This is a genomic window from Bradyrhizobium sp. UFLA05-112, from assembly GCF_053572325.1.
This window is the reverse complement of the sequence record NZ_JBANBK010000064.1, coordinates 26105-50322: the sequence shown is the minus strand read 5'-3', so window position 1 is coordinate 50322 and position 24218 is coordinate 26105. Positions and strand designations below refer to the sequence as shown.

The window sequence follows — 24218 nt, the reverse complement described above, 5'->3', positions numbered from 1 at the left end:
ATTCAGCAACCTCAGTCTGGCCTCAGACCCGGTCGCTATCCACTCCCCATGGAATCTTCGCTGCGCTCGCAATGACGTGGATGGAGCCGAAGCCTACTTCTTCTTCGCTCCAACCCTTTCGATCCGCTCGATCTCCAGCGGCGGGCAGCCGCTCTTCTCCGCGATCTCGCGGTCCTGCTCCCTGATGAAGCTGCGCGCGGGTTCGTCGCCGTCGAGGCCGCCGAGCAGCTCGGAGGGGACACGGCGGTTGGAGCGTTGGTTTGAATATGTTGAGCAATTAACCTGGTAGGCGCGAATGTCGGCTTCCCACTTCACCGTCTGGTACAACACCCGCTGCCCCGTCTGCGATGCCGGCATCGACTGGCAGCGCAACAAGCTGCTCGCGCTGGTGCGGGCGGGCACGGTCGAGTTCAGGGACATCAATGAACAGCCCGATGCGCTGGCGCGCTTCGGCGCCTCGCTCGACGACATCAGGCGGCGCCTGCACGCGACCGATGAAGCCGGCCGGCTCGTCGTTGGCGCGGATGTCGCGATTGCGCTGTGGCAGTTGACGCCGGGCGAGAGGTGGCTTGCGGCGCTGTTCGGCAATTGCGTGGCGCTGCCGTTCACGCGGTTCTTCTATGACCGGTTTGCCGATCTGCTGTTTGCCTGGAACAAGTGGTGCGGGCGCTGGTGAGCGCCGGTCGATGTCTGCCTATTTCTTCTTCGCCCCCACGCGCTCGATCCGCTTGATCTCAAGCGCCGGCCGGCCGGACTTTTCGGCGATCTCGCGGTCCTGCTCTAGGATGAAGCCGCGTGCGGGTTCGTCGCCATCGAGGCCGCTGAGCAATTCGGCAGGCACGCGGCGGTTGGAGCGTTGGGAATCGTCTTCATAGACGACGTTGAAGAAGGCGAATTCGCCTTTGGGGTTAGTTCCGGGTTTTTTGGCCATGGCGGCTTGTCGTCGATCACCGCGCTATAGTCAAATGGCTTTGCGGGCTGCAGGCGGTGAGCGCGGCGCCCGTGGCCGCGCCATCGATCGACGAAACTGCTTGCAAGATGGAAGCGTCAAACGCCGCGTAAGGTCTGGTGCGGCCCTCAGCCTCAATAAACGGCGGGCCGGAAAGCCCGCCGTTTATTTTTGGTCTTCAGCGTCGCCCGGGGCTGGCAGGGACAACAACCTAAAATAGAACTCTATCGCCTGATCGATGTGTTGGCAAGATAAAATTGTGACAGGGCGATGTCGCAGGGAGTGCAACCCACATAAGTTAATCGCCATTCGCGTTTTACGTTTGATTCGAACGAACTTCGCCTCTTGAGCTATGCTGATCACAACGCCGCGATTGGAACTCGCTGCGATTGTGTAGGGCGGCAGCGAACTGCATCAGTTCCATCGCACGTCAATGGTGCATTCGGCTACGTATGCACGCTAACGCACCTCGTCGATCAGCTTCTGCGGTGCCAGGTGCAGCTTTCCGCCGCCGCCTCCGCCGTCATTCTCCTTGCGTCCTTGCGCCATGATGGCGGTCCCCATCGCGGCCGAGCCGAAAGTGACGAGGAAGGAGCCGAGCAGGAGGAGAATCGCGACGACCGGCGAACTGTCGGCGACGATGAGATCACGTAAGTGCGCGGGATTGATGAGCAGCAGCCCGCCGACAAGCAGCGTCGCGGCACAGGCGCCGATCGCGAGGTTGATGGCGAGCAGGCGGAACAGCGGCGCGCGCAGGAGCGCGGGGCGGGTTGGGTGAGCAGGTTGTTGGTCGTTGGGCATGACGTACAGCTTTGTCTGCACCGGTGGTTCGAGGTTAGCACCGGCGCGCGAAGCATCAAGCCGTTAGAGGCAGAGTTTCGCGCTCGCCATTCCGGGGCAACCCGAAGGGCCGAGCCCGGAATGACGAGAAAGTCGGTCGGTTTTCATGGCGCCACCAGCTCCACGCGGCGATTGAGGGCGCGGCCGGCGTCCGTCGCGTTGGAGCCGACTGGCGCGAGCAGTCCGACTCCTGCCGTGCGCAGCCTGGTCTGCGCGATACGAAAACTCTTCACGAGCTCGGCCGCGACCGCTTCGGCGCGGCGGCGTGACAGATCGAGATTATAGTCGTAGGCGCCCTGGCTGTCGGTGTGCCCGACAATGAACACGTTGAGCTGCGGCTGGCTGGTCAGCAGCTTTGCAATCTGCTCCAGCGTCGGGCGGCTTTCGGGCTTGAGCACGGCCTTGTCCGTATCGAAATAGATGCCGTAGAGCGCGATGTGTCCGGCCTCGCCAAGGCCCTTCGCCATCGCGGCGGCATCGACCATCTTGTTCTCGATTGCCCCCAACTCTGCGACAGTGAGCTGTGCGAAAATTTCCTGGTTGTTCTGGCTGACGATCACGCTGGCATAGATCTCGCGGCCGGCGACGCTCTTGTGGCCTGCATAATAGTGGTAGTTGAAGCCGTCGACCCACATCTGCGGGACCGGCAGCGTATCGATGCTTTCCGTGAAGGGAATGGCGCCGCAGGCATCGGTATCGCAGGCGAGCAGGGTCTCGAAGCCGGCCTTTGCAAGTTGCGTTTCGAAATTTCGGGACACTTCCAGGATCGAGGGGCCGGGACTGGTGCGGTAGGCGATGCGGACGACGCGGCCATCCAGCCGCCGCGCGTCGGTGGGCTGGCCGTCCCTGAATGCCGCTGCCTGCATCCGCGTCGCGTCGAAATCCTTTGTTACATAGCCCGTGATCACACTGCCTGCGAACCGGCCGACGCCGGGATAGTCTCGGGCACCCGTGACATCGCGCGTCTGCGCGTGCGTCGCGCCGGACATGCCGAGAGAGAGAGCAGAACAACGACGGCAGGCAATCCGAACGTCTGGCGCGGAATGGGCATGGGCATCTCGTGCGGTTTTGGAGGGCGGGTGGAAGCGCAATGCATTAGTCGCAGCCGCAGCGCGATTGGTTCTGGCGCGGAGCTGGTGCGCCGCTTTGACGCAAGTCCTGTTCCCGGGCATGATCGCGCGCTGCTTCGCGCGAAGATGAGAGGAATCTTTCAACATGCTGAGACTGGGCCTGGCCATCGCATCCGTTGTTCTCGTGGCCGGCGGTTCGGCTAAGGCCGCTCGCTGCGGCGGCGATTTCAACAGCTTCGTCGCCAGCATGGCATCGGAGGCGCAGGCGGCCGGCGTTTCGCCGAGCGTGACCAGTGCAGCCTTCGGCGGGGTGACCGAGGACGGCGCGGTGCTCGCCTTCGACCGGCGCCAGCGCTACACATTCAACAAGAGCTTTGAGCAGTATGTTTCGACCCGCGTCGGTCCCGGACGCATCAATGGCGGCCGCGCGCTGCTCCAGCGCCACGCCGCGCTGCTTTCGCGCATCGAGCAGCAATTCGGCGTGCCCCGGCAGATCCTTGTTGCGATCTGGGGGCTGGAGAGTGATTTCGGCAAGGGTGATATGGGCAAGCTGCCGGTGATCCGCACGCTCGCAACTCTCGCACATGATTGCCGACGCACCGAGCTGTTCCAGGGCGAACTGCTCGCTGCGCTCAAGATCGTGCAGCGCGGCGACCTGCCGCTGCGCGATCTGATCGGGGCCTATGCCGGCGAGATCGGGCAGACGCAGTTCCTGCCGTCGTCCTATATCAAGTACGGCGTCGATTTCGACGGCGACGGTCGCGTCGACCTCCGCCACAGCGCCGCCGACGTGCTCGCCTCGACCGCCAACCTGTTGCACACCAACGGCTTCAAGATGGGCCAGCCCTATGGCGAAGGCACCGCCAATTTCGAAGCCATGCGCGAGTGGAACAGGGCGCTGATCTATCGCAAGACCATCGGCTATTTTGCCGATCGGCTGATGGGGCAGTGAGGGCGCAGCTAGCCTCAACCACCATCATTGTGAGCGCAGCGAAGCAATCCAGATTCTTTCCGCGGAGTTAGTCTGGATTGCTTTGTCGCTTTGCTCCTCGCAATGACAACCTTGTGGCAAGCGACATCCACGAGATTAACTGTCATCGCCCGCGAAGGCGGGCGATCCAGTATTCCAGAGCGGTGACTGATACGGCGAAGCCGCGGCGTACTGGATTCCCCGCTTTCGCGGGGAATGACAATGGTGCGTGTGGCACTATCGTCGCGCCACTCGCTCACTTCCCCTGCGCCATCTTCTCCAGCCTTCGTTGCAACGGCTTCCAATACGTCCCCGGCCGGAAGCGTTGCAGGAGATCCATGAAGCGGGCGTCGTTGCCGATCAGGATGCGCCGCTCGTTGCGCTCGATGCCCCTGATGATCCGCAGCGCGGCGGCTTTCGGTGTCGTCTTCGCGGCATTCTCGAACCACTCGATCGACTGCGCGCGGCGGGTATTGTCGGTGACGCCAACGCCGGTGCGCGAATTGCGTACGATATTGGTGGCGATGCCGCCGGGGTGCACCACCGACAGCTTCACTGGGCTCCCCGCGACCTCAAGCTCATGGCGTAGGCTCTCCGAAAAGCCGCGCACCGCGAACTTCGCTGCCGCATAGGCCGATTGTCCCGGCGGGGCGATGATGCCGAAGCTGGAGGACAGATTGACGATATGTGCCTCCGGTCTTGCCTTCAGATGCGGCAGGAAGGCGCGCGTGCCGTGCACCACGCCCCAGAAATTGATGTTGAACAGCCACTCCATCTGCGCCTGGTCGATCTCCTCGAACCAGCCCAGCAGCGCGACGCCGGCATTGTTGACGAGGATGTTGAGCTCGGGGTGCGCCGCGACCGCCTCGATTGCAAACAGCGCGATCTCGCTCGGCTCTGCGACATCGACGCGATGCACGCTGATCTTGCTTATGCCGCCGATCTCGGCGGCCAGCGCCTTCAGTCCGGCCTCGTCGCGGTCAGCAAGCGCGAGATCGCAGCCGCGCTCGCAGAGCTCGATCGCTAGCGCGCGGCCAATGCCGCTCGCAGCTCCCGTGATGGCGGCGGCACCGCGGATCGCAGTCATGGTGGGCTCCATGGGTTCAAAGAAGGGAACACTACTTACAATATTTGGTCCGGAGCCGAACCAATTCGCGGTTCCTCTTTTAACCTACGATACTTAGGCCCATGACCAGCAATATCAGGAGCAGCCTATGGGACAGGCCCGGCCATTTCGTGCAGTGGCGCTGATTGTCGAGGATGATGCCATGCAGCGCGAGATGCTCAGCCTTCTCTTGGAAGAGAGCGGCTATCACGTCATCCAGTGCGCAAGCGGCGAAGATGCCCGGCACGTTCTCGACGTGGCGGCGGGTACGCTGTGTTTCCTGATGACCGACGTGCAGCTCGCCGGCCGCACAGACGGGGTCGAGCTTGCCCACATCGCGAAGGAACGCAACCCGGGACTGGACGTCGTCGTCACCTCCGGACGTCCGCTGACGCAGTCCTTGCCGGATGGTGCAAAGTTCTGGGCGAAGCCCTGGGCACCGCTCGACGTGCTGCGCGAGGCCGAGATCGCCCAGCTCTCCTGACGGCCGTTCAGGCGTCGTATTGTCACCGTCAGCCGCGGTGATAAGGTCGGGCCATGACCTGGCCCTTCCTGCTCACATCCCTGATCGTGGTCGCTTCGCCTGGCACCGGCGTGCTCTACACGCTGGCTGCGGCCCTGACACGCGGCTCGCGGGCGAGCGTCGCTGCTGCCTTCGGCTGCACGCTCGGCATCGTGCCGCATATGACGGCGGCGATGCTTGGGCTCGCCGCCGTGCTTCACACCAGCGCGCTCGCCTTTGCGACGCTGAAATGGTGCGGGGTCGTCTATCTGCTCTACATGTCCTGGCAGGCTCTGCGCGAAACCGGGGCGCTGGCGGTGGAGGGGCGGATCAAGGAGCGTTCGAGCTGGCGGGTGATTGTCACCGGCTTTTTGATCAACATCCTCAATCCGAAGCTCTCGATCTTCTTCCTCGCTTTCCTGCCGCAGTTCATTGCTGCTGATGAGGCGCATGTGCTGGCGCGGATGCTGGAATTGAGCGGGGTCTTCATGGCGATGACCTTTGCCGTGTTCGTGGTCTACGGCCTGTTTGCCGCCTCCGTCCGCGAGCGCGTCATTTCCCGCCCTCGTGTGATGGCCTGGCTCCGCCGCAGTTTTGCCGCCGGTTTTTCTGTGCTCGGCGCGAGACTGGCGTTCGCGGAGCGGTAGCGCTTCGCCTTTCCTTAGGGAGAAGGGAGCGAAGCAGCCGACGCTTAGCCAATGAAAAAGCGGGCCTTGTGCCCGCTGTTTTTCGTCTCGTCCGATCTGATGCCCGGGCGGAGCGAGGCTCCACCCGGGCAGAACAAGAAGTAGCGTTACTTCTTCTTCGCCTTCTTGGCCTTCTTCGCCTTCTTCGCCTTCTTCGCTTTCTTAGCCATAGTATCCTCTCAAGGGTTAATGGTGGAACGCGACACGAGGGATGCTCGGCGGAGGGCCAGCCTCGCAACATCCTCGACGCCAAACTCAGCAGATTCGCGGGCGCCTGCCCCGCGCTGTCACGCCGCTGTCATTACGTTATCCACAGCTCAAACGCTCTTATAGGTGATTTCCGTCCGCGAATCCGCCTGCAACCGTCCGCCAGATGCCCGCACGGCATGGCTAACGATCCGCCAACGCGCGCGGCGTTCATCAATCCAAAACCAAGGGCGCGCTTTCGCAGATCGCGGTGAGACTCCGTTAAGCGCGCCGCGCGCATTGTCCTCCGTAACAAGACGGGGATGGTCATGGACGGACGGCTGCCAAACGGAGAGGGCGAGACGACACGTGTCTCGCAGTCGCCATGCTGAGCGTGTCGACACTCTGGATCGTCATCGTCATCAATTTCCTGGCGCTGGGCCTCATCTGGGCCTACGTGGCCAACGCCTATCCCAAGTTCGAGGCGGCACGGTTCTGGACGGCGGCCGCGGTGCTCGCGGCGGTCGGTGCCGGCATCACCATGCTGCGCGGCGTGATGGATCCGCGCTTTCCGTTGATTGCCGGCGGCGGGCTGATGATCTTCTCGTCCTGGCTCGCCTGCATGGGCGTGGCGCGATTCTACAACAAGCCGGTGGCCTGGCGCACGGCGATCGGGATCTCGCTGCTGACCACGGCCGGCCTCGCCGGATTCCTTGTCGTGATCGACTACATGCCCGCGCGTGTCCTGATTTATTCATTGGGACAATCGACGCCGATCGTGATGGTGCTGCCGCTTCTCCTCGGCAAGCAGGATGGCCGGGAAAATCCCGGCGCGCGGCTCGCCGCGATCGTCGCCTTCATGCTGCTGTCTGCGCATCTGATCCGCTCCGTTGCCGCGCTGCTCGGCTTCGGCGGCGCCATCACCGCGATCAATTTCAACGGATTGCAGGCCGCGTTGATCCTGGTGCTGGTATTCCTGGCGATGGCCTGGAATTTCGGCTGCCTGTTGATGGCAATCGAGCGCCTGCGCAACGAGGTCGCCGATCTCGCGCTACTCGACGATCTCACGGGTGTCGCCAACCGGCGGCACCTGTTGCAGCGCCTCACCGAAGAGTGTGCCCGCTCGGAGCGCAGCGGCAAGCCGTTCTCGCTGCTGGTCATCGATCTCGACGGCTTCAAGGCCATCAACGACACCCATGGACATGCTGCGGGCGATGCCTGCCTGCAGCATTTCACCTTGATGGCGCAGACGCGCCTCAGGCCTGGCGACATGCTCGCCCGCACCGGTGGCGACGAGTTCTGTATCGTGCTGCCGTCCTCGACGCAGACCGAGGGCGCGCTGATTGCCCGCCGCGTGCTGGACGTTTGCCGCAGGGATGCCGAGACCTGCGCAGGAGGCGAGATTCCGATCGCGGTCTCGATCGGCATCGCGCAGTGGGAGCGCGGCATCGGTCAATTTCCCGACCGGCTGATGGCGAACGCCGATCATGCGCTCTATGCCGCCAAGAAAAGCGGCAAGAACGATTTCGCGATCTACGATCCAGCGCCACCGCTCCAGCCGGATGCGCTGCAGCTGCTAACGGAAGCGGCACGCAAATTCGCCTGACGCATGTTAGGCTGGAGACGCAACGGACCGCCCCGCCTCATGCTTTCCCGCTTTCTCGCGGCGCTGCTCGCCGCGCTTGCACTGCTGGCTCCGGCCGCCGCAACCGACCCCGACCTTGCCAGACTGGCGCGCTCGTCGGGCACGCCGACGATTCCCGGCCTGAACATGGTCTGGCTCGCGCCCTGGGGCGACGTCGCGGCAGCCCATGCTTGGCACAACATCATCGTGCACCAGACCGAGGGGCCTGCGGGATCGGCCCGCATGGGTGCCCTTGCGCAATCGAAGAACCCGACGCGGCGCGGCGTCACGATATGGGTCGAGACCGACGGAACGGTCTATTGGGCCGTCCCTGAGAACCTCGTTCCGACCCATGGCGATGGCGCCAATCGCAACGACAACACCTTCATCGACAACTCCGCGACTTACCATCGGGTCGTGCGCGACAACTCGATCGGTGTCGAGTTCGCCGGCAATTTTCCGGATGTGACGAGGGGGCCGACCGAGGCGCAGGTTGCGGCATGGCGCATCCTCGTGGCCGTCCTGCGGGCACGCTACGCCATCCCGCTCGACCACGTCTATGCGCACAACTGGATCGACTTCAAGGACGCCCGCTACTGCGAAGGCTGCCGGCTCGCGACCCTGGCGAGGGAGTGGGGCGAATAGGGACCAGCTTCGCGCGTTTTGTTGAGCGCAAGTAACGCCATCATCGCCTGGCTTGATGGCCCGGCGGGCGGGTCCGGACCAAAATGTCGAAAACAACCCCATGCAAAGTAGCCCGGCCGTCGCCGGTGGGGAGCCGCTGAGCGCACCGAAGAGTTTGACCTGTCGCGCAAATAGCCGCGATGGACGCATGGTCGAGCGTACTAGGCGGCGCCAGTGCAACTGGCGACGCCGGGCGAGGTGGACTCGCTCGCGGAGTATTTCCAGGCATTTTACTAACCACAATCACCGCCGTCATCGCCCGGCTCGACCGGGCGATCCAGTACTCCGAGACGGTCGTGATTGAATCGACAAGCCGCGGCGGCCGCGGCGTACTGGATGCCCCGGTCAAACCTGGGCATGACACCGCGAGATTGGTCGCGTTCCACCACACACAAAAAAGCCGGCGTTGCCGCCGGCTTTTAGGTCTCTTCGATCCGCCAATTTCTGGCGCCGGAAAGTCTCGCGCTTAGTGCGCGGCTTCCAGCGCTGCTTGTTCCTGCTTCGCGATGGTGCCCTTGACCGCGGCCTGCACCTTCTCGAAGGCGCGGACCTCGATCTGGCGGACGCGCTCGCGCGAGACGCCGAACTCGGCCGCGAGGTCTTCCAGCGTCATCGGCTCGTCCGCAAGGCGCCGCGCCTCGAAGATGCGGCGTTCACGCGGGTTGAGCACGCCCATGGCGCCGTTCAAGGCGTCACGGCGATGATCGTATTCCTCGTGTTCGGCCATCAAGGCTTCCTGGTTGGGCGAGGTATCGACCAGCCAGTCCTGCCATTCGCCGGCCTCACCGTCGTCGCGGATCGGTGCGTTCAGCGACGCGTCGCCGCCGAGGCGGCGGTTCATGTCGATGACGTCCTGATCGGTGACGCCGAGGCGGCTCGCGATCAGCTTCACCTGGTCGGGGTGCAGATCACCCTCGTCCAGAGCCGAGATCTTGCTCTTCGCCTTGCGCAGGTTGAAGAACAGCTTCTTCTGGTTCGCGGTAGTGCCCATCTTCACGAGCGACCAGGAACGCAGGATGTACTCTTGAATCGACGCCTTGATCCACCACATGGCGTAGGTGGCGAGACGAAAACCCTTTTCGGGCTCGAATCGCTTCACCGCCTGCATCAGGCCGACATTGCCTTCCGAGACGACCTCGGAGATCGGCAGGCCGTAGCCGCGATAGCCCATGGCAATCTTGGCCACGAGGCGGAGGTGGCTGGTGACGAGTTGATGCGCCGCGTCCCGATCGTCATGCTCGCGCCAACGCTTGGCGAGCATGTACTCCTGCTGGGGTTCCAGCATGGGGAATTTGCGGATCTCGGCGAGGTAACGGGAAAGGCCGGATTCTCCATTCAGAACCGGCAACGTAGCTGCACGGGCCATACTTGCGCCCTCCAAAGGTTCAGGCCCCCGATAGCGGCGGGCCAGGCAGACGACCGCTTGGTTAAAGCCAGTCGAGCTGCGATGTTCCGCGTCGATCTTTCAACGCAGGCGCAATATACCTCATCGGGAGGCAATTAGGGAAGGATTGTTGACGTCACGTCCCCGTGTGGCTGCTATAACTTTTTGTAATGTAAAGGTTTTCTGAAGTCGCCTGCGTCATAGCGCCGCTTTTAGTCTCCCTTCGAGGAGAAGCAAATCCTCCGGCAAAGGCTGTTCCCAGTGAAGGAGTTCTCCGCTTCGCGGGTGCTGAATTACCAGCAGATAAGCATGCAGGGCCTGCCGGCCAAGGCCGGCGAGGGCGCCTTGCGATTCCGGCCCGAGCTGGTTCGCCTTGGTCTTGAAGTGCGGGCTGTAGACGGCATCCCCCATCAGGGGGTGGCCGATATGGGAGAGGTGGACGCGGATTTGGTGGGTGCGCCCAGTCTCGAGCTCGCAGGCGAGCAGCGCGGCGACCGGCTTGCCGTCGCGTCCGGTAAAGCTCTCCAGGATCTCCCAATGCGTCACCGCTACACGGCCGCTTTGCCTCACCGCCATTTTCTCCCGCGCATGCGGGTGACGGTCGATCGGCGCATCGACCGTACCGCGCTGCCGGTTCGGCACGCCCCAGGCAAAGGCGAGATAGCCACGCCGCATTTCGCCGGTGCGACCATGGTCGGCGAATTGCGCCGATAGCGACTGGTGGGCGAGGTCGTTCTTGGCGACCACCATCAGCCCGGTAGTGTCCTTGTCCAGCCGGTGCACGATGCCGGGCCGGCGTACTCCGCCGATGCCGGACAGCGAGGTGCCGCAATGGGCGATCAGCGCGTTCACCAGCGTGCCCGTCTCGTGGCCGGCGGCCGGGTGCACGACGAGGCCCGCCGGTTTGTTGATGACGATGATGTCGTCGTCCTCGAACACGATATCGAGCGCGATATCCTCAGCCATGGGCTCGGCGGGGGCGGCTTCCGGCACGTCGATTATGATCGTATCGCCGGATGCGACGTGGTAAGCGGGATCGCGGATCGCGGCGGCTTTGAGGCTCACCGCGCCCGCCAGAATCAGGGTTTTCAGCCTTGATCGCGACAGCTCCGGCAGGCGGGCGGCCAGCACCCGATCGAGCCGGGCCGACCCCTCGTCGCCGGCGACGACAACCTCCAACCTTTGCGCTGACCCAGAGCTCTGCATGACGACCGAAACCGCTGTTCCCGAACCGACCTCCGAGCAAGCCGCGCTGTTCGCGCGGGTGCGGCGGATGATGCTGATCGCGGGGTTGACCACGGCGCTGGCAATCTGCGCCGTCCTGATCGCGGTGGGCTACCGCCTTTTCAAGTCCGAGGGAAGGGCGACCGAGGCGTTGAGCGACGTCACCGCCACCGTGCCGAAAGGCGCCAAGATCGTGTCGACCGCGGTTGCCGGCGATCGGCTGGTGGTGACGCTCGATATCGGCGGGGTCACCGAAATCCGCACCTTCGACGCCCACACGCTGAAGCCGGTAGGACGGCTTAAATTTGCCAACGAGCCGTAAGGCGAGCTCGCCGCTGCCGGCCAAGGCAAGCTCGAGAAGCGGCCACATCCTCAAACCGTCGTCCCGGGGCGCGCAAAACGCGCTCTCGTAAAGCGAGATGGTCGCCTGGGATTTGCCGCAACAATGTCTAGCCCGGGTAATCGCGACGAGCGCAAGCGCTCGCGCGGGGGTCCTGGCTTTCGCCAGAACGACACCGAGAAATTAAGCCCGTTCCAATCCGAGTTTCGCAAAGTCGCCCAATCACGCTTGCCGCCAGCGGAATTCGCGGCTATGTCCTGTCCCTCACGCTCCCTTCGTCTAGCGGTTAGGACGCGGCCCTCTCAAGGCTGAAACAGGGGTTCGATTCCCCTAGGGAGCGCCAGCGATTTCAACCGCTTATCTGATTTTTTGAGTTGCTGGCCCCCGGCTTCTCCAACTTTTCTCCAACTCACACCTGCTTCGCGACGTGGGGCAACTCCCCAAGCAGATGTGGGGTCCGGAATGCGGAGGCTCCGCACGAGGGTCTCTGTTCTCATGGTGGATACCTAGGGACGCGGCGGTTCGTGTTTGGATGCCCTGCCCGCGCGAAGGGCCCGTAGAAATTGGAAAACAAAAGCGCCGTATGGGCGGGAGCGCAGCGGAGGGTCCGCGCTGCGATCGCGTCGTGACGACGCATGATTCACCTTGTGGTGGTGTGGAACCGATCGTTGGGATATGCTGGTTGTGCATGCCGTCGATTTTCAGGGAGATGACGTGAGCTAGGATCTGTTTGCTTGGGGAGGACTGTCGTGCAGCCACGTCAAGAGCGTCAGATCGACAAGAGCCGAGAACTTTCCTGGTACGAACATCTGCTCGTGCTCTTGCAGATGGGGGCGTCGATCGAGCATGCCCTCATGGTGCAATATTTGTACGCGGCCTATTCGCTGCGCGACGATGTCGAGCAGGCGCGGCGCTGGCGCGAGGCTCTGTTGCTGATCGCGCGTGAGGAAATGGGGCATCTGCTGACGGTGCAGAACGTTCTCGCGCTGCTTGGCGGCCCCATCAACATCGACCGCGAGGACTACCCCTTTCACACGCCGTTCCAGGCCTTTCCGTTCCAGCTTGAGCGCCTGACCCACGGCTCCCTGGCCTGCTATTGCTATGCAGAAATGCCCGTGGGTTTGGAAAAGGAGCGCCGTGCAGAGTACGATGCAATTCGCGCGGCCGCGGAGACGCACGTCAAGGAGCACGGAGAAAACTTCGGGGACGAAGTCAAAGGGGACGAAGTCAAACACGTCGGGGAGCTTTACCACCGGATCGTCGGGATTCTCGGCGATCCCGAGAAAATCCCGGACCACTGCTTTGTCGATGCCGCTTTCGGCCAAATGAGTTGGGATGACTGGGGGCGCAGCTACCGCGGCGAACCTGCACCGAAGACGACAACTCCAGAGTTCGCAGCGCAAACAGGCTCCGAACGGGCCACCCTCTTCATCAGCAAAGTCACGACTCGAGAGCAGGCCATTCTCGCTCTCGCGGAGCTTTCCGAGCAGGGCGAAGGCCTCGTTGCGGTCGACGAATTGATGGGAGGCACCCCTATCCTGCGAGCGATCCGCCCCAGTATTCATAAGGTAAAACCTGAAGACAGCCATTACGGGCGCTTGCGCGCGATGTACGAGGAGCTTTGCAACTATAAGGATGCTAGTGAGTTCAGCTGGAACGTTCCGTACAACCCGTCGAGCGACTATTCGGAAGACCGCCCTTCGGCGCAGGGCACAACTGCAAGCAGCACCAAGATCGAAAGCAGGCGGTCGCGCCGGTGGGCGGGGCTTTTCAATGTTCGATATCGCATGCTGCTGACCTGGCTGCTGCACGCGCTCACGCTGACCAGACGGCATCCGCCGCCGGCGACGGCGCATCTGCGCGGACAAATCATCCACCGCGTGTTCGGCGAGATGTACAACATAAAGGCGATTTCAGAAATTCTCGTCAAGTCGCCGTTGAAAGACGATCAAGATCTGAGTGATCTGCAAGATCCGAAAAGTCCGCGCGCCGGGCCCCCGTTCCAGATGCCTTCCCGCCTGACGCTTCCGCCCAACGAGCGCGATACCTGGCGGATTCACAGGGAGGCGATCGCAACATCGCAGGAGCTTTGCAAGAAGCTGCTCAGCGACAAGAAATATGCATTCTCTGTGGAGACCAGACCCGCGGCGAGAAACTACCTCGCGGCATTGATGCAAGCCGACAGGGACGCGCTTAAATGGATCAACACCGTTTTTGAAGGGCTCCGGTAAACTTGGGGGGCTAGTTCGATGACGATCAAAAAAATTGCGATTCTGCCGCCTTTAGCTTTTGCGCGTTTTGGCTCGCACCCGGAACCGGTCGACAATTACACACTTGAACCGCCGAAGGCGGACGATGACCCGCTCGGGTATCGCCGCATCGTACCCGAGCCGACGTTCCAGGTTTCGGCGAACGGTGAGATCACGGGGGATAAGACGCCGGAGACGATCATTTTCAAGCAGGACGGCAAGGTCCGCCCGGTGGCCCCGTTCTTCGAGCTGTGGGGCGAACTTGATGACGGCCGTTTTGTCCACCTCGATCAAGACATGTTGAGGAAAGCCAAGCTGGAATGGCGCATCGAGGTCGAAAATCGCAAGGTGTTCCGGCGCACCAACAATGAACGGGATAAAGTCAAGGCAGAAACCAAATGGTTTTCAGACCATGCGGTTCAGAAGCTTGAGGGTAAGTGCAAGAACTTTGTTGCCGGCGCTTCGATCGGCTTCGGCGAGGTGCGCTACATCAAGCCCAACAGGAGGTATCCCCACATCCGCTTGCGCTTCACGCCGGCGGCGGGGCGCATCTACGGCCCCGAGCAGCCCGCGGGTGACCACCTGGACGAAGAGTTCCTGGCAGCGCGCGTCTACAAATACCCGGGTCAGAATGCCAAGCCAAAGTCCAACTCCAAGGCCAAGTCTTGGGTGCGCTGGGAGCATGAACCCCAGAACGAGAAAGAACATGATATCGATACCGTGCCCCCCGATCTGTTCGCGATCATTCCGCCTGCGCCGCCATGGCTCAAGCAGGAGAAGGCCGAGAGTCGAGGCTATTTCGATGATGCCTGCGACGGGTTCGTGCGAGCGAAACTCACAATACCCGGCAAGACTCTACACGCAAAGGCGCGCATCGGCGTCGCGCCGCCGCATTACGCGCCCGACACGTTGTTTGTTCGCAATCTTCTTGATGAGCTCGAACAGGCGCGCGAAGGCGTCGAGATCGAAGGCGATTCGCGCGAGCGCGCTTTGGAGATCGTGCGGCGGGCGTTCGAAACCGTCCGCTTCATGAACGTCGCCGTCATGAACGGCAATCCGTTCAGAGGTCGCGATGGCATCGATCTCGATACCATGCCGGCCGAAGAGGCGTTCGGCAATCAACGCCCGCTGCGGCCGGTGTTTTCGCCCCCGGCGGCGGACACGCGGGCCATCATGGCATTGCATCAACGTGTCTTCGCTGCGGTGACGAGCGGGACCGCCGCCTGGTTCGCAAAGCTGCTTCGGCAGCCCGAAGAGGTCGCCGATCTGACCGACGACGGACGGCGCAAGATGCCGGCGCTCATGTGTGGCGCCGACAGTAATTATCTCGCTCTGACGCGCCGACAGATCAGGGCGCTCGAAAAGATCGGGCCGCCAAAGATGGTTCCGCCCGCGTCGAAGGGGTCCACGCAGGAGCCTGGTGCGCCGCCAAAGCAAGAGCCGCCTCCACCTCCGCCGTTGCAAACAATCGACGCGGATAAGCTTGTCCGGCTGCGCCCGGTGAACAAGAGCGCAGAGCTGCTGTACAAGGCGGCGGGCAATCCAATCAGTTCACATCCGATCACGGCCATCGGCAACTGTTGTCCGGGTCTCGAGTTCGATTTTCGTGCGGTCTGGCGCCGGCTGTTTGTTGGAATCACGCTGGTCGAGCACGACAACCTGGTCGTCGACGCCGATCATCAGTTTCGGCAATTGCGGGGACGTCGGCTGCTCAAGATCGACGGTCACAAAGTGGTCACCAGGATCAAGGGACCAAAAACATCGAACCCGATCGGCTCCGCCGTCGAAACCAACGAGGACAACCCGCAGGGCGTAATATGCATGGAGTGGTCGAACAGTCTTGCGCGCATTCTGACCAAGGCGGGTGAGAAGGTTACCTGTATTTTTAGTGACGAAAAGTGGGGCCCACGCACTGCTCTCGGCAAATATCCTGAAGGTGATCCCGATGAGACCGAGGACTCCGAGGAGACCGAGAATCCCGAATATCGGGTGAAGACAATCAAGCAGCAATTGGAGATCCGCGATTTCTTTGAAGACGACTCTGCGGTCGTCTCGGAAAGGCTGGCGGAAGCAGGCGAATTGACCCAGGGCTTGTGCTCGCCCTGGCAGAACGATTTTCGCGAATGCTCCTGCTACTACTGGGCCTCCAGCCGGCCCGACTATGTCAATGTCACCATCGGGCCGGACGGGACGAGCCGCGGCGACAATTGGCTGCAGAAGAAACGCAACGGCGACTACCTTCCGGACGATTACCAGGACTCGCGGCTCATCCTGTACGACGATCTGTTCAAGGAATGGGAGCGCATCCTCAAATTCCAGGTGGGGGGATGGGACTACGAGCCCGATGAGGAATCCGAGCACGCCGACGAGCTCCCGAAGAAAAAGTGATCCCCATGGGCATGGACGCGTTTGCAATGCCCTCACCCGTCGCGATGCGTTTCATGGCCGCCGGCGCGCCGCGCTCACCCGACATCCATTTGCTGGAAACCGAGGCTGGCCATCATCTGTTCGTGGTCAACGGCAGCCGGCTGTTCGACGTCGAGCCTGACCTGTTCGCTCGCCTCGGCGCTGCGATCGCCGCCGACCGGGTGAGCGAGGTTTTGTCCGGTATCGGCGTCGGCGAGCCGCCGTTGATCGACGATGCGCCGCTTCCCGCGCCGCCGATTCATGCACTGTCGCTCGCCATCGCGCAGAAGTGCAATCTCGGCTGCACCTATTGTTACGCCCAGCAAGGTGAGTTCGGCGGGACCGCCAAGAACATGGAACTTGGCGAGGCACTTCGCGCGGTGAACTTGCTGGTGGGAAGCGCCCAACCGGGGGCGCGCCTCAATCTCGCGTTTCTCGGCGGGGAGCCGCTGGTCAATCGCAAAGTGTTGCGGGCCGCCACACAGCACGCCGTGCATCTGGCCGAAAGCCGCAAGGCAAAGATCACCTTCTCGATCACGACCAACGGTACGTTGCTGAGCGAGGACGACGGTCGCTTCTTCGAGGAGCATGGTTTTGCGGTCACCATCAGTATCGATGGCCCGCGGGAAGCCCATGACGCCTTGCGCCCTTTCAAGGGCGGCGGCGGCAGTTATGACGCGGTGATGAAACGCGTCGCGCCGCTGCTCAAGATGCAGCAAAGAATGCAGGTCTCCGCGCGGGTGTCGGTGACGCCCCGAAACCTTTCCCTGCGCCGGACGCTCGACGCGTTTATTGCCGCCGGCTTTCACAGCGTCGGCTTTTCCCCTGTGCTCAGCGCGCCCAACGCCGAAGGCGAAATGCAGTCCGAGGATCTCGAACGCATGCTGGGGGAAATGATCGATTGCGGGCTGGAGTTCGAGCGCGCTTTGCGCAGCGGCCGGCGCTATCCCTTCGCCAACATGGTCAATGCGATGCGCGAGATCCACCGTGGAACGCATCGCCCCTATCCCTGCGGCGCAGGCGCCGGCTACCTTGGTGTGTCCGCCGAAGGCGAACTTTCGGCCTGCCACCGTTTTGTCGGAGACGAGATTGGCGCGATGGGCTCGCTCGACGACGGCGTCGACCTTTCTCGCCAGGCTGACTGGCTGGCAACGAGGCATGTCCACCAGCAGGAGCCCTGCAATTCCTGCTGGGCGCGCTATCTCTGCGGTGGGGGCTGCCACCACGAGGTCATCCGGCGCGGGCGGCCGGCTTGCGACTACATCCGCGCCTGGCTAAATTATTGCCTCGAGGCCTATCTCCGGCTGTCGTCCGACCCGGGAGCGGCTAGGTTCGGCCTGACAGGAACGGCCCATGGCTGACGTCTGCGTCATCGGAGCGGGGCCAGCCGGTAGCACATTCGCTGCGCGAATGGCCCAACTCGGACATCGAGTTCATCTGATCGAACGGAAGCTATTCCCGCGCAGGCATCTGGGCGAGTCCTTGAGTCCCGGCGTCATGACGCTGCTCAGGGCGGCCGATATGCATGAGACGGTGGAGGCGGCGGGCTTTCCCAGAGTGAGCGGTGTCTGGGTAAAATGGGCTGACGGGCCGAGATTCCGTGAGGATCCCAGAGAGGAATGCCTGCTGGTCGATCGCGGCGAGTTCGATCTGCGCTTGCTGGAGCGCGCGCGGGCCTTCGGGGTGCGGGTTCATCAACCCGCGCATGTCCTCGAGCAAGTTTGGGACGGCGCGAAATGGCGGCTGACCGTCGACGCCGACGGTACCTGCGTGCATCTAGCTGCCGACTTCGTGGCGAATGCCAGCGGACGGCGCGGCGTTTCACCGCGCCGTCAAACCAAGACGGGTGCGTCCACGCTGGCGCTTTATGGCTATTGGCGTGGCGCGAGCGTGCGGACCGCGCCGTGGATCGAGGCGGGCGAGGACGTTTGGTATTGGGGCGTTCCCTTGCCCGACGGAACCTATAACACGCTGGTGTTTGTCGATCCCGACCGGTTCAGGTCGGCTCCGGGCTCCAATCTGTCGGAGCGCTTTCTGGGGCTCATCGGTCGCTCCGGTTTGATGGCGGACTGTCGCGACGCTGAGCTGGTCGCCCCCGCGCGCGCCATCGACGCGACACCCTATCTCAGCAGCGACTGTGTGGCGCCCACGCGAATTCAGCTAGGGGACGCAGCGCTTGCGATCGATCCGATTTCATCCAGCGGTGTTCAAAAGGCGATCCAGACGGCGCTTTCCGGCGCCATCGTCGCCAACACCCTGCTGAACCGGCGCGAAATGACCAAGGCTGCTCTGGATTTTTATGGCGCGCAGCTGAACGATGCATCGGATCGACATCGTCGCTGGGCCGCCGGGCACTATCGCGCTGTCGCGGATCAATGCGATCGCCCGTTCTGGCGGCAGCGCTCGGCGCCGTTCGAGACCGGGGAACCCCCACCGCTTCCGGCCTTCGACGCCGACGCTTTGGCAATGACGCCCGTGGAGCTGTCGCCCGAACTGGAGTTTGTCTCCACGCCCTGTCTGCGGGGTGACTTTGTCAGCATCGCCTCGGCCCTGCATCATCCGCGCCTTGGAAGCCCGCTGGTGTTCCTCGGGGGCCGGGAACTTGCGCCGCTGCTGCAGGACCTACCGCCGGGCAAGACGCCGCTGCAGATCGCGCAATCCTGGTCGAACCGCATGCCGCTCAAATCCGGCATGGCGATCGCAGGCTGGCTCGTCAATCACGGCGTCCTGGTCGGACAGTCTAAGCAGGGCGGAGCGCCGTCATGAGAGCTGCCCCCCTCTCGGAATGGCTCAAGTCACACGATCTCGAACGTTTCATTGAAGTGTTCGAGGAAAACGAGGTTGACCTCGCGACCCTTCGGGTGCTGACCGACAGTGATCTCAAGGAGCTTGGTATCCCGTTCGGACCGCGCAAGCGAATCCTCAGCGTGCTGGGCGAGGGAAGGGCGCTCAACGAATCGGCCGCGCAGGCCGGGACGGCGACGGGTGAGCGCCGCCAGTTGACGGTACTGTTCTGCGACATGGTGGAGTCCACCAAGCTTGCCTACAAGTTCGATCCCGAGAGGCAGCAGATCATCCTTCGCGCCTACGAAGAGGCCTGCACGACCTGTGTGAATCGTTACGAGGGCTACGTCTTCAGGATGCTGGGCGATGGCGTCGTCGCTTTTTTCGGATTCCCACTCGCGCACGAATCCGAGGCTGAACGCGCGATCCGCGCCGGGTTGGATATCGTCGAGGCCATCGCACGACTGAATATCAAAGGCGTTGGGCGGCTGCAGGTTCGCATCGGTATCGCTTCAGGCATAATTGTCGTCGCCTCCGGCGAACGGAACGCGTTCGGCGAAACCATGAACCTGGCCTCCCGCCTTCAGACGGTCGCCAAACCGAGCTCCGTCGTAGTGAGCGAAAGCGTGCGCCGGTTGGCGGCCGGGGAGTTCGAATATGAGGATCTAGGGGAAACGGATCTGAAGGGCGTCAGCGGCTCTACGAAGGTCTATCACGTACTCGGTCTGAGTCAGGCCGAGAGCCGCTTTGAAGCCGCAACGAAGCGTGGGCTCACGCCGATTGTCGGGCGTGATGCAGAGCTCTCGACATTGATAGACATGTGGCGGCAGGTGAAAGAGTCGCGTTCGGGGCAGGCGATCCTGCTGTGCGGGGAAGCCGGTATTGGCAAGAGCCGAATGGTCAGTGCGCTGCGCGAACGCCTCCAGAACGAACCCGTCCAAACTCGGCTGTTTCAATGCTCGCCATTCTTCGTCAATAGCGCTTTCTATCCTATTCGTTCGTCTTTCGAACGGGCGCTCCTTCCGGTTCGCAACAAGGGTGCGCAGATCCAATTGGGCCAGCTCGAGGCGCGGCTCGTCAACCGACTGGGCCTCGCCCGGCAAGACATGCGCTTTGTCGCAGCGTTGCTTTCGGTTCCTTACCAGGAGCGCTACGGGGTGATTCTCGTTTCCCCCAAGCTCGCCAAGGAAGAGACGATGCGAGTGTTGATTGAGATCGTCCGGGCTGAGGCGCGCGCGGGACCTACCCTTATCCTGTTCGAGGACGCTCACTGGGCTGACCCGACGACGCTCGACCTGCTTGGACGCTTTATCGATGTTCTGGCCGACATTCCGACTTTGCTAGTGGTCACGGCGCGCCCTGAATTTAGAGCGCCATGGACGAATCACTCTGCCGTAACCGCGATTGGTTTGGCGAAGTTCACCCCGGCGCAGAGCAGTTCGCTCGTCGCGAATGTCGTAGGGCGGAAGGCGCTGCCGCCAGGCCTTGCTGCTCAGATTGTTGCCAAGGCCGACGGCGTTCCCTTGTTCGTCGAGGAGCTGACGAAAACCATCATGGAGTCCGGCGACCTGATCCTCGAGGGCGATCGGTACGCCTATGCCGGATCGTCGGCCAACGTCACGATCCCCGAGACCCTGCGAGACTCGCTGATGGCGCGCCTCGATAGGGTAGCGGTGAGCAAGGAAATCGCCCAGGTGGGTTCGGTCATCGGCCGCGAGTTCAGTTATGAACTACTCGCCGGGTTAGAGCTGATGAGCGAGGAGGCGCTGAGCGACGGACTACGACACTTGACCTCGTCCGGGCTGGCGACCTGCCACGGTGAGACTCCCCACGCCGCGTATACGTTCTCCCACGCCCTTGTTCAGGATGCCGCCTATGAATCTCTCCTAAAAAGTCGACGTCGGCAGCTGCACGGTGATGTCGCCCATCTCCTCGAGGAACGTTGGCCAGCGACGCGCGACTCCGCCCCGGAATTGCTCGCCTTTCATCACACCGCGGCGGAGTGCCATCGTGTCGCCGCGCCGCTGTGGCTGCGGGCCGGCGAAGCCGCGATCGGGCGATTTGCCTTGCGCGAAGCAATCACCCATTTGCGGACCGGCATGTCGGCGGTATCGAAGCTTCGGCCCTCAAAAGCGCGCGACCTTATGGAAATCTCACTGAGAACCGCGCTCGGGCCAACGATCGTGGCGCAGCGAGGTTGGGGGCAGGCGGAGGTCAGTGATATTCTCGAACCAGCATGGCGGCTCGCGCAGTCGCTCAAGCACACGACGGCCTACTTGCCGATCCTGAACGCGTTGTCGGTGCACTATATGTGCATAGACCAGCTGACGGAATCCCTCCGCTGGGCTGACAGACTATCAAGGGCGGGGGCAGAACTCGGCGACGACGGCTTGGAAATTGTCGGACATCGCGCCACTTCCGCCTGCCATTACTGGCTCGGCGAATTCGAAGCGGCGCGCCGCTCTGGCGATGAAGTGCACAGGCTTTACGACCCGGAGCGGCATTGGGGCCTGGTGGCGCTCACCAACACCGACCCGTTCACCGGCGAAGGCATTTATCGCGCGCAGTTCCTCTGGATGATGGGTTATCCCGATCAAGCGCTCGCGGCGAACCAGGCTACCGAGGCCAACGCCCGGCGCCGGGGCCATCCGTTCGACCTTGCCTTCGCGCTCACGCTCGGTGCGCAATTGTTCGATTATCTCTGCGATTCCGATGCGCTGCTGCAACGTACCGACGAGGCCGAACGCATCGGTAAGGAGCGCGGCATCGCGTTGCTTGGCGAAATCATGACCGAGATCAGCCGCGGCGTCGCGTGGCTGCGCGCCGGCCGTTTGGCCGAGGCCTTGACGCAGCTGGATCACGGTATCGAGCGGCTGATGCAGACAGGGCACCGGATCTGGATCTGGTATCTCAGGGCTTTGCGCGCCGAAGCGCTGGCGCTAACCGGAGACATCGATGGCGCCTGGAGGCTCATCGAGGAGAGTGTCGTTCGCATCGAAGCCGGCGAGGAGCGGTCGCACTATGCCGAGGTGCTGCGCTTGAGGGGCTGGATATTGATCTTGCGAAGCGAACCTGAACAAGCCGCGGCGACCTTACGCAAGTCCTTGACGGTTGCCGGTGACCAGCGCGCAAAATCCTGGGAGCTTCGCACCGCGACCACGCTCGCCCGTCTTTTGGCGACCGGAGGCGATCAGGCTGAAGCGTTTGCGGTGCTGGCGCCCGTCTATGAATGGTTCACCGAAGGGCGCGACACCAGGGATTTGAGGGAAGCCGCCCAACTTCTGGCCGAACTTCGCGGCGCCCCGCCTGCGCGACAATCCCGAACCGTTCAAAAAGCCTGAGCCTAGCAGGGAGTATCACGATGTCTAAGAAACATGAGGCGGAGGAAGCGGCGATCAGGGAGCTCGATGCGCAATGGAGCAAAGCGGCAACCGCAAAGAATATGGATGATGTGATGAAGTTCTACGCAATCGACGGTTCGATAGTGTGGCCGGACCAGCCGCCCGCCAAGGGACACGCAGACATTCGCGACAGGTGGGAGGAAATCTTCAAGGCAGCGCCGAACATGTATCTGGATTTCAAACCGACGCACATCGAGATCGCCAGCGGATGCGACATGGCTTCTGACTTCGGCGTGGTGCATTTCGCACCGCATGCCAAACCCGATGATCGCAAGAACACCGCAAAGTATCTCGTGGTCTGGAAGCGCGAACACGGCAACTGGAAAGTGCTTTACGACTGCTGGAACTGGAACGCACCGGAAAAGGATCGCAAATGATCGATCCTGAGTGCGGGATTGATGGACGCGACAGTCGCACTGAAACCGGAAGAAGCGCCGAGGCTGGTCCCGAGAACTCGTTGGTCGACCACTGAATGAAGCCCGGAAATTGGGTTGGAAGGAACTGGTTTTATTCTGAATGGCGCGCCATTTTGCCATCTTTCAGAATAAGAACTCCAACCTCCAAATCCGCGTCCGGACCGGCTCCGGTACTCGACGGAGAGAAGCGAACGCGCGCGGCAATTCGGTGGAGTTCGAGATGAATTCGCGCCGCTTCATTTGATCACCTCGCCGGCTTGGCAAACTGCATTGCCGATGAGGCGACACACGCGGAGCGGCCGGATCGGCACGCTGTAGGCGAACCTGTGATTTCGTCACTTCGATTGAATCTCTCATGCCTCTTGTTGCTGGCACTGCTCGCGCTGAGCAGTAGCTTGGTTCGCGCGCAGGGCTTGGCGCCCGACCGCGAGCTGGTGGTGGCGACCAAGGAAGCCGCGCCTTTCGCCATGAAACAGACGGATGGGAACTGGGGCGGTATCAGCATCGAGCTCTGGAAAAGGATCGCCGATGGAGCGCATCTGCATTTTCGCGTGGTCGAGACCCAGAGCGTGCAGGATCTGCTGGATGGCGTCGCGAAAGGCAACTTCGACGTCGGTGTTGCGGCGATAACCGTGACTGCTGCGCGTGCGCGCAGCGTCGACTTTACCCAACCTTTCTACAACACCGGGCTCGGGATTGCAGTCCCGATCAATGAAAGCACCTGGGTCGCCATCGCCCGGGCGCTTTTTTCTTTCGGCTTCTTCCAGGCTGTCGCGGCGCTGCTTTGTTTTGCTATGGCGGTAGGCTTCCTGATTTGGCTGCTGGAACGCCGGAAAACGGAGCATTTCAGCGGAGGAGCCAGGGGGCTTGGCTCCAGCTTCTGGTGGTCAGCCATTGCAATGACGCAGGCGGGAGCCGCTCAGAACGCTCCGACAACCCTCCCCGGGCGAATCGTCGCGGTCGGCTGGATGATCGCGTCTGTCATCGCCATAGCGGTGTTCACCGCCGGCATCACCTCCACTCTCACGCGCAGAGAGCTCCAAGGCGCGGTCCACAGCTTCAACGACTTGCGATCCGTGCGGGTCGGCGCCGTCGCAAACTCCGCCACAAGCGACTACCTCACTCAGATGTGTATAAGAGACAGAGCTTCAACAGCGAAAGCTATGCGATCGTGCTGCCAAAGGACAGCGCATTGCGGCCGATGCTCGATCTCGCCGTGCTTGATCAAATCGAAAGTGAGTGGTGGCAACAGACGCTGTTCCAGGCCCTTGGAAATGCACGGTCTCGCTAGCACCAGGATGCATAGAGGGTCACCAGCTTGGCTCGATCATCCATCCCAGCCTCCCGTCTGTGCAACCCAGCTCTGAATTTCCGGACTGCGCGTTGGTGTTACGTTCA

21 protein-coding genes and 1 tRNA gene are annotated in these 24218 nt (G+C 62.3%); 15 read left to right on the top strand and 7 right to left on the bottom strand.

Annotated features, from left to right (window positions below; genetic code table 11):
- Positions 1-93: 93 nt before the first annotated feature.
- Positions 94-315, bottom strand: a complete 222-nt coding sequence (locus tag SO180_RS30160; RefSeq protein ID WP_449382465.1) for a hypothetical protein — start codon at positions 313-315, stop codon at positions 94-96.
- On the opposite strand from SO180_RS30160, the gene SO180_RS30155 reads away from it, so the two are divergent.
- Entirely contained in the window at positions 296-676 is a 381-nt protein-coding gene (locus SO180_RS30155) for a thiol-disulfide oxidoreductase DCC family protein (RefSeq protein WP_449382464.1), read from the top strand. The two genes, SO180_RS30160 and SO180_RS30155, sit on opposite strands and share 20 nt — an antisense overlap.
- A gap of 18 nt (positions 677-694) precedes the next feature.
- On the opposite strand, the gene SO180_RS30150 is transcribed toward SO180_RS30155, so the two are convergent.
- The 3 genes from SO180_RS30150 to SO180_RS30140 all read right to left on the bottom strand — a co-directional run bounded on the left by SO180_RS30150 (position 695) and on the right by SO180_RS30140 (position 2778).
- The gene (locus SO180_RS30150; protein ID WP_449382463.1) at positions 695-931 is read right to left on the bottom strand and encodes a hypothetical protein; all 237 of its coding nucleotides are present in this window, start codon (positions 929-931) and stop codon (positions 695-697) included.
- A gap of 477 nt (positions 932-1408) precedes the next feature.
- Positions 1409-1750 carry a hypothetical protein gene (locus SO180_RS30145; RefSeq protein ID WP_449382467.1) on the bottom strand — a complete coding sequence of 114 codons (342 nt, stop codon included), beginning with the start codon at positions 1748-1750 and terminating at the stop codon, positions 1409-1411.
- Positions 1751-1893: 143 nt separating this feature from the next.
- Positions 1894-2778, bottom strand: coding sequence for an OmpA family protein (locus SO180_RS30140; protein WP_449382462.1), 885 nt, complete (start codon positions 2776-2778; stop codon positions 1894-1896).
- A 226-nt stretch (positions 2779-3004) separates the two neighbouring features.
- Here SO180_RS30140 and SO180_RS30135 point away from each other — a divergent pair, with 226 nt between their 5' ends.
- Positions 3005-3811, top strand: coding sequence for a lytic murein transglycosylase (locus tag SO180_RS30135; protein ID WP_449382461.1), 807 nt, complete (start codon positions 3005-3007; stop codon positions 3809-3811).
- A gap of 274 nt (positions 3812-4085) precedes the next feature.
- Here the strand turns inward: SO180_RS30135 and SO180_RS30130 are convergent, their stop codons facing one another.
- Entirely contained in the window at positions 4086-4916 is an 831-nt protein-coding gene (locus tag SO180_RS30130) for an SDR family NAD(P)-dependent oxidoreductase (protein ID WP_449382460.1), read from the bottom strand.
- A gap of 127 nt (positions 4917-5043) precedes the next feature.
- Between SO180_RS30130 and SO180_RS30125 the strand changes: the two genes are divergently transcribed.
- The 4 genes from SO180_RS30125 to SO180_RS30110 all read left to right on the top strand — a co-directional run bounded on the left by SO180_RS30125 (position 5044) and on the right by SO180_RS30110 (position 8577).
- Positions 5044-5418, top strand: coding sequence for a response regulator (locus SO180_RS30125; RefSeq protein WP_449382459.1), 375 nt, complete (start codon positions 5044-5046; stop codon positions 5416-5418).
- Between the two features lie 53 nt (positions 5419-5471).
- Complete coding sequence (locus tag SO180_RS30120; protein ID WP_449382458.1) at positions 5472-6083, top strand: LysE family translocator; 612 nt, start codon at positions 5472-5474, stop codon at positions 6081-6083.
- Positions 6084-6693: 610 nt separating this feature from the next.
- Positions 6694-7914 carry a GGDEF domain-containing protein gene (locus SO180_RS30115; RefSeq protein WP_449382457.1) on the top strand — a complete coding sequence of 407 codons (1221 nt, stop codon included), beginning with the start codon at positions 6694-6696 and terminating at the stop codon, positions 7912-7914.
- Between the two features lie 39 nt (positions 7915-7953).
- A complete protein-coding gene (locus SO180_RS30110; RefSeq protein ID WP_449382456.1) occupies positions 7954-8577 on the top strand; it encodes a peptidoglycan recognition protein family protein in 624 nt (207 codons plus the stop codon).
- A gap of 505 nt (positions 8578-9082) precedes the next feature.
- On the opposite strand, the gene rpoH is transcribed toward SO180_RS30110, so the two are convergent.
- Positions 9083-9982, bottom strand: a complete 900-nt coding sequence (rpoH, locus tag SO180_RS30105; RefSeq protein WP_449382455.1) for an RNA polymerase sigma factor RpoH — start codon at positions 9980-9982, stop codon at positions 9083-9085.
- A 216-nt stretch (positions 9983-10198) separates the two neighbouring features.
- Positions 10199-11206 (bottom strand): RluA family pseudouridine synthase, encoded by a 1008-nt coding sequence (locus SO180_RS30100; protein WP_449382454.1) that lies wholly within the window; start codon positions 11204-11206, stop codon positions 10199-10201.
- Here SO180_RS30100 and SO180_RS30095 point away from each other — a divergent pair.
- The 9 genes from SO180_RS30095 to SO180_RS30055 all read left to right on the top strand — a co-directional run bounded on the left by SO180_RS30095 (position 11205) and on the right by SO180_RS30055 (position 24187).
- Positions 11205-11546, top strand: a complete 342-nt coding sequence (locus tag SO180_RS30095; RefSeq protein ID WP_449382453.1) for a hypothetical protein — start codon at positions 11205-11207, stop codon at positions 11544-11546. The genes SO180_RS30100 and SO180_RS30095 overlap by 2 nt on opposite strands.
- Before the next feature lie 286 nt (positions 11547-11832).
- Positions 11833-11907 (top strand) — tRNA-Glu (locus tag SO180_RS30090).
- A gap of 406 nt (positions 11908-12313) precedes the next feature.
- Entirely contained in the window at positions 12314-13795 is a 1482-nt protein-coding gene (locus tag SO180_RS30085) for a ferritin-like domain-containing protein (protein WP_449382452.1), read from the top strand.
- 18 nt (positions 13796-13813) lie between these two features.
- Positions 13814-16201, top strand: a complete 2388-nt coding sequence (locus SO180_RS30080; RefSeq protein ID WP_449382451.1) for a hypothetical protein — start codon at positions 13814-13816, stop codon at positions 16199-16201.
- A gap of 26 nt (positions 16202-16227) precedes the next feature.
- On the top strand, positions 16228-17580 hold the full coding sequence (locus SO180_RS30075; protein ID WP_449382450.1) for a radical SAM protein: 1353 nt from the start codon (positions 16228-16230) through the stop codon (positions 17578-17580).
- Positions 17573-18985: a flavin-dependent monooxygenase QhpG gene (gene qhpG, locus SO180_RS30070; RefSeq protein ID WP_449382449.1), complete on the top strand. Its 1413-nt coding sequence runs from the start codon at positions 17573-17575 to the stop codon at positions 18983-18985. Before SO180_RS30075 ends, qhpG begins: the two co-directional genes overlap by 8 nt.
- On the top strand, positions 18982-22344 hold the full coding sequence (locus SO180_RS30065; protein WP_449382448.1) for an adenylate/guanylate cyclase domain-containing protein: 3363 nt from the start codon (positions 18982-18984) through the stop codon (positions 22342-22344). The genes qhpG and SO180_RS30065 overlap by 4 nt, the downstream gene beginning before the upstream one ends.
- Before the next feature lie 20 nt (positions 22345-22364).
- Entirely contained in the window at positions 22365-22781 is a 417-nt protein-coding gene (locus tag SO180_RS30060; RefSeq protein ID WP_449382447.1) for a YybH family protein, read from the top strand.
- Between the two features lie 404 nt (positions 22782-23185).
- Positions 23186-24187 (top strand): transporter substrate-binding domain-containing protein, encoded by a 1002-nt coding sequence (locus SO180_RS30055; RefSeq protein ID WP_449382446.1) that lies wholly within the window; start codon positions 23186-23188, stop codon positions 24185-24187.
- The last annotated feature ends 31 nt before the right edge of the window (positions 24188-24218 follow it).

Coding starts and splice junctions, on each gene's coding strand:
- SO180_RS30155 (WP_449382464.1), top strand. CDS start 296: ATGTCGGCTTCCCACTTCACCGTCTGGTACAACACCCGCTGCCCCGTC.
- SO180_RS30150 (WP_449382463.1), bottom strand. CDS start 931: ATGGCCAAAAAACCCGGAACTAACCCCAAAGGCGAATTCGCCTTCTTC.
- SO180_RS30145 (WP_449382467.1), bottom strand. CDS start 1,750: ATGCCCAACGACCAACAACCTGCTCACCCAACCCGCCCCGCGCTCCTG.
- SO180_RS30140 (WP_449382462.1), bottom strand. CDS start 2,778: ATGTCCGGCGCGACGCACGCGCAGACGCGCGATGTCACGGGTGCCCGA.
- SO180_RS30135 (WP_449382461.1), top strand. CDS start 3,005: ATGCTGAGACTGGGCCTGGCCATCGCATCCGTTGTTCTCGTGGCCGGC.
- SO180_RS30130 (WP_449382460.1), bottom strand. CDS start 4,916: ATGACTGCGATCCGCGGTGCCGCCGCCATCACGGGAGCTGCGAGCGGC.
- SO180_RS30125 (WP_449382459.1), top strand. CDS start 5,044: ATGGGACAGGCCCGGCCATTTCGTGCAGTGGCGCTGATTGTCGAGGAT.
- SO180_RS30120 (WP_449382458.1), top strand. CDS start 5,472: ATGACCTGGCCCTTCCTGCTCACATCCCTGATCGTGGTCGCTTCGCCT.
- SO180_RS30115 (WP_449382457.1), top strand. CDS start 6,694: ATGCTGAGCGTGTCGACACTCTGGATCGTCATCGTCATCAATTTCCTG.
- SO180_RS30110 (WP_449382456.1), top strand. CDS start 7,954: ATGCTTTCCCGCTTTCTCGCGGCGCTGCTCGCCGCGCTTGCACTGCTG.
- rpoH (WP_449382455.1), bottom strand. CDS start 9,982: ATGGCCCGTGCAGCTACGTTGCCGGTTCTGAATGGAGAATCCGGCCTT.
- SO180_RS30095 (WP_449382453.1), top strand. CDS start 11,205: ATGACGACCGAAACCGCTGTTCCCGAACCGACCTCCGAGCAAGCCGCG.
- SO180_RS30100 (WP_449382454.1), bottom strand. CDS start 11,206: ATGCAGAGCTCTGGGTCAGCGCAAAGGTTGGAGGTTGTCGTCGCCGGC.
- SO180_RS30080 (WP_449382451.1), top strand. CDS start 13,814: ATGACGATCAAAAAAATTGCGATTCTGCCGCCTTTAGCTTTTGCGCGT.
- SO180_RS30075 (WP_449382450.1), top strand. CDS start 16,228: ATGCCCTCACCCGTCGCGATGCGTTTCATGGCCGCCGGCGCGCCGCGC.
- qhpG (WP_449382449.1), top strand. CDS start 17,573: ATGGCTGACGTCTGCGTCATCGGAGCGGGGCCAGCCGGTAGCACATTC.
- SO180_RS30065 (WP_449382448.1), top strand. CDS start 18,982: ATGAGAGCTGCCCCCCTCTCGGAATGGCTCAAGTCACACGATCTCGAA.
- SO180_RS30060 (WP_449382447.1), top strand. CDS start 22,365: ATGTCTAAGAAACATGAGGCGGAGGAAGCGGCGATCAGGGAGCTCGAT.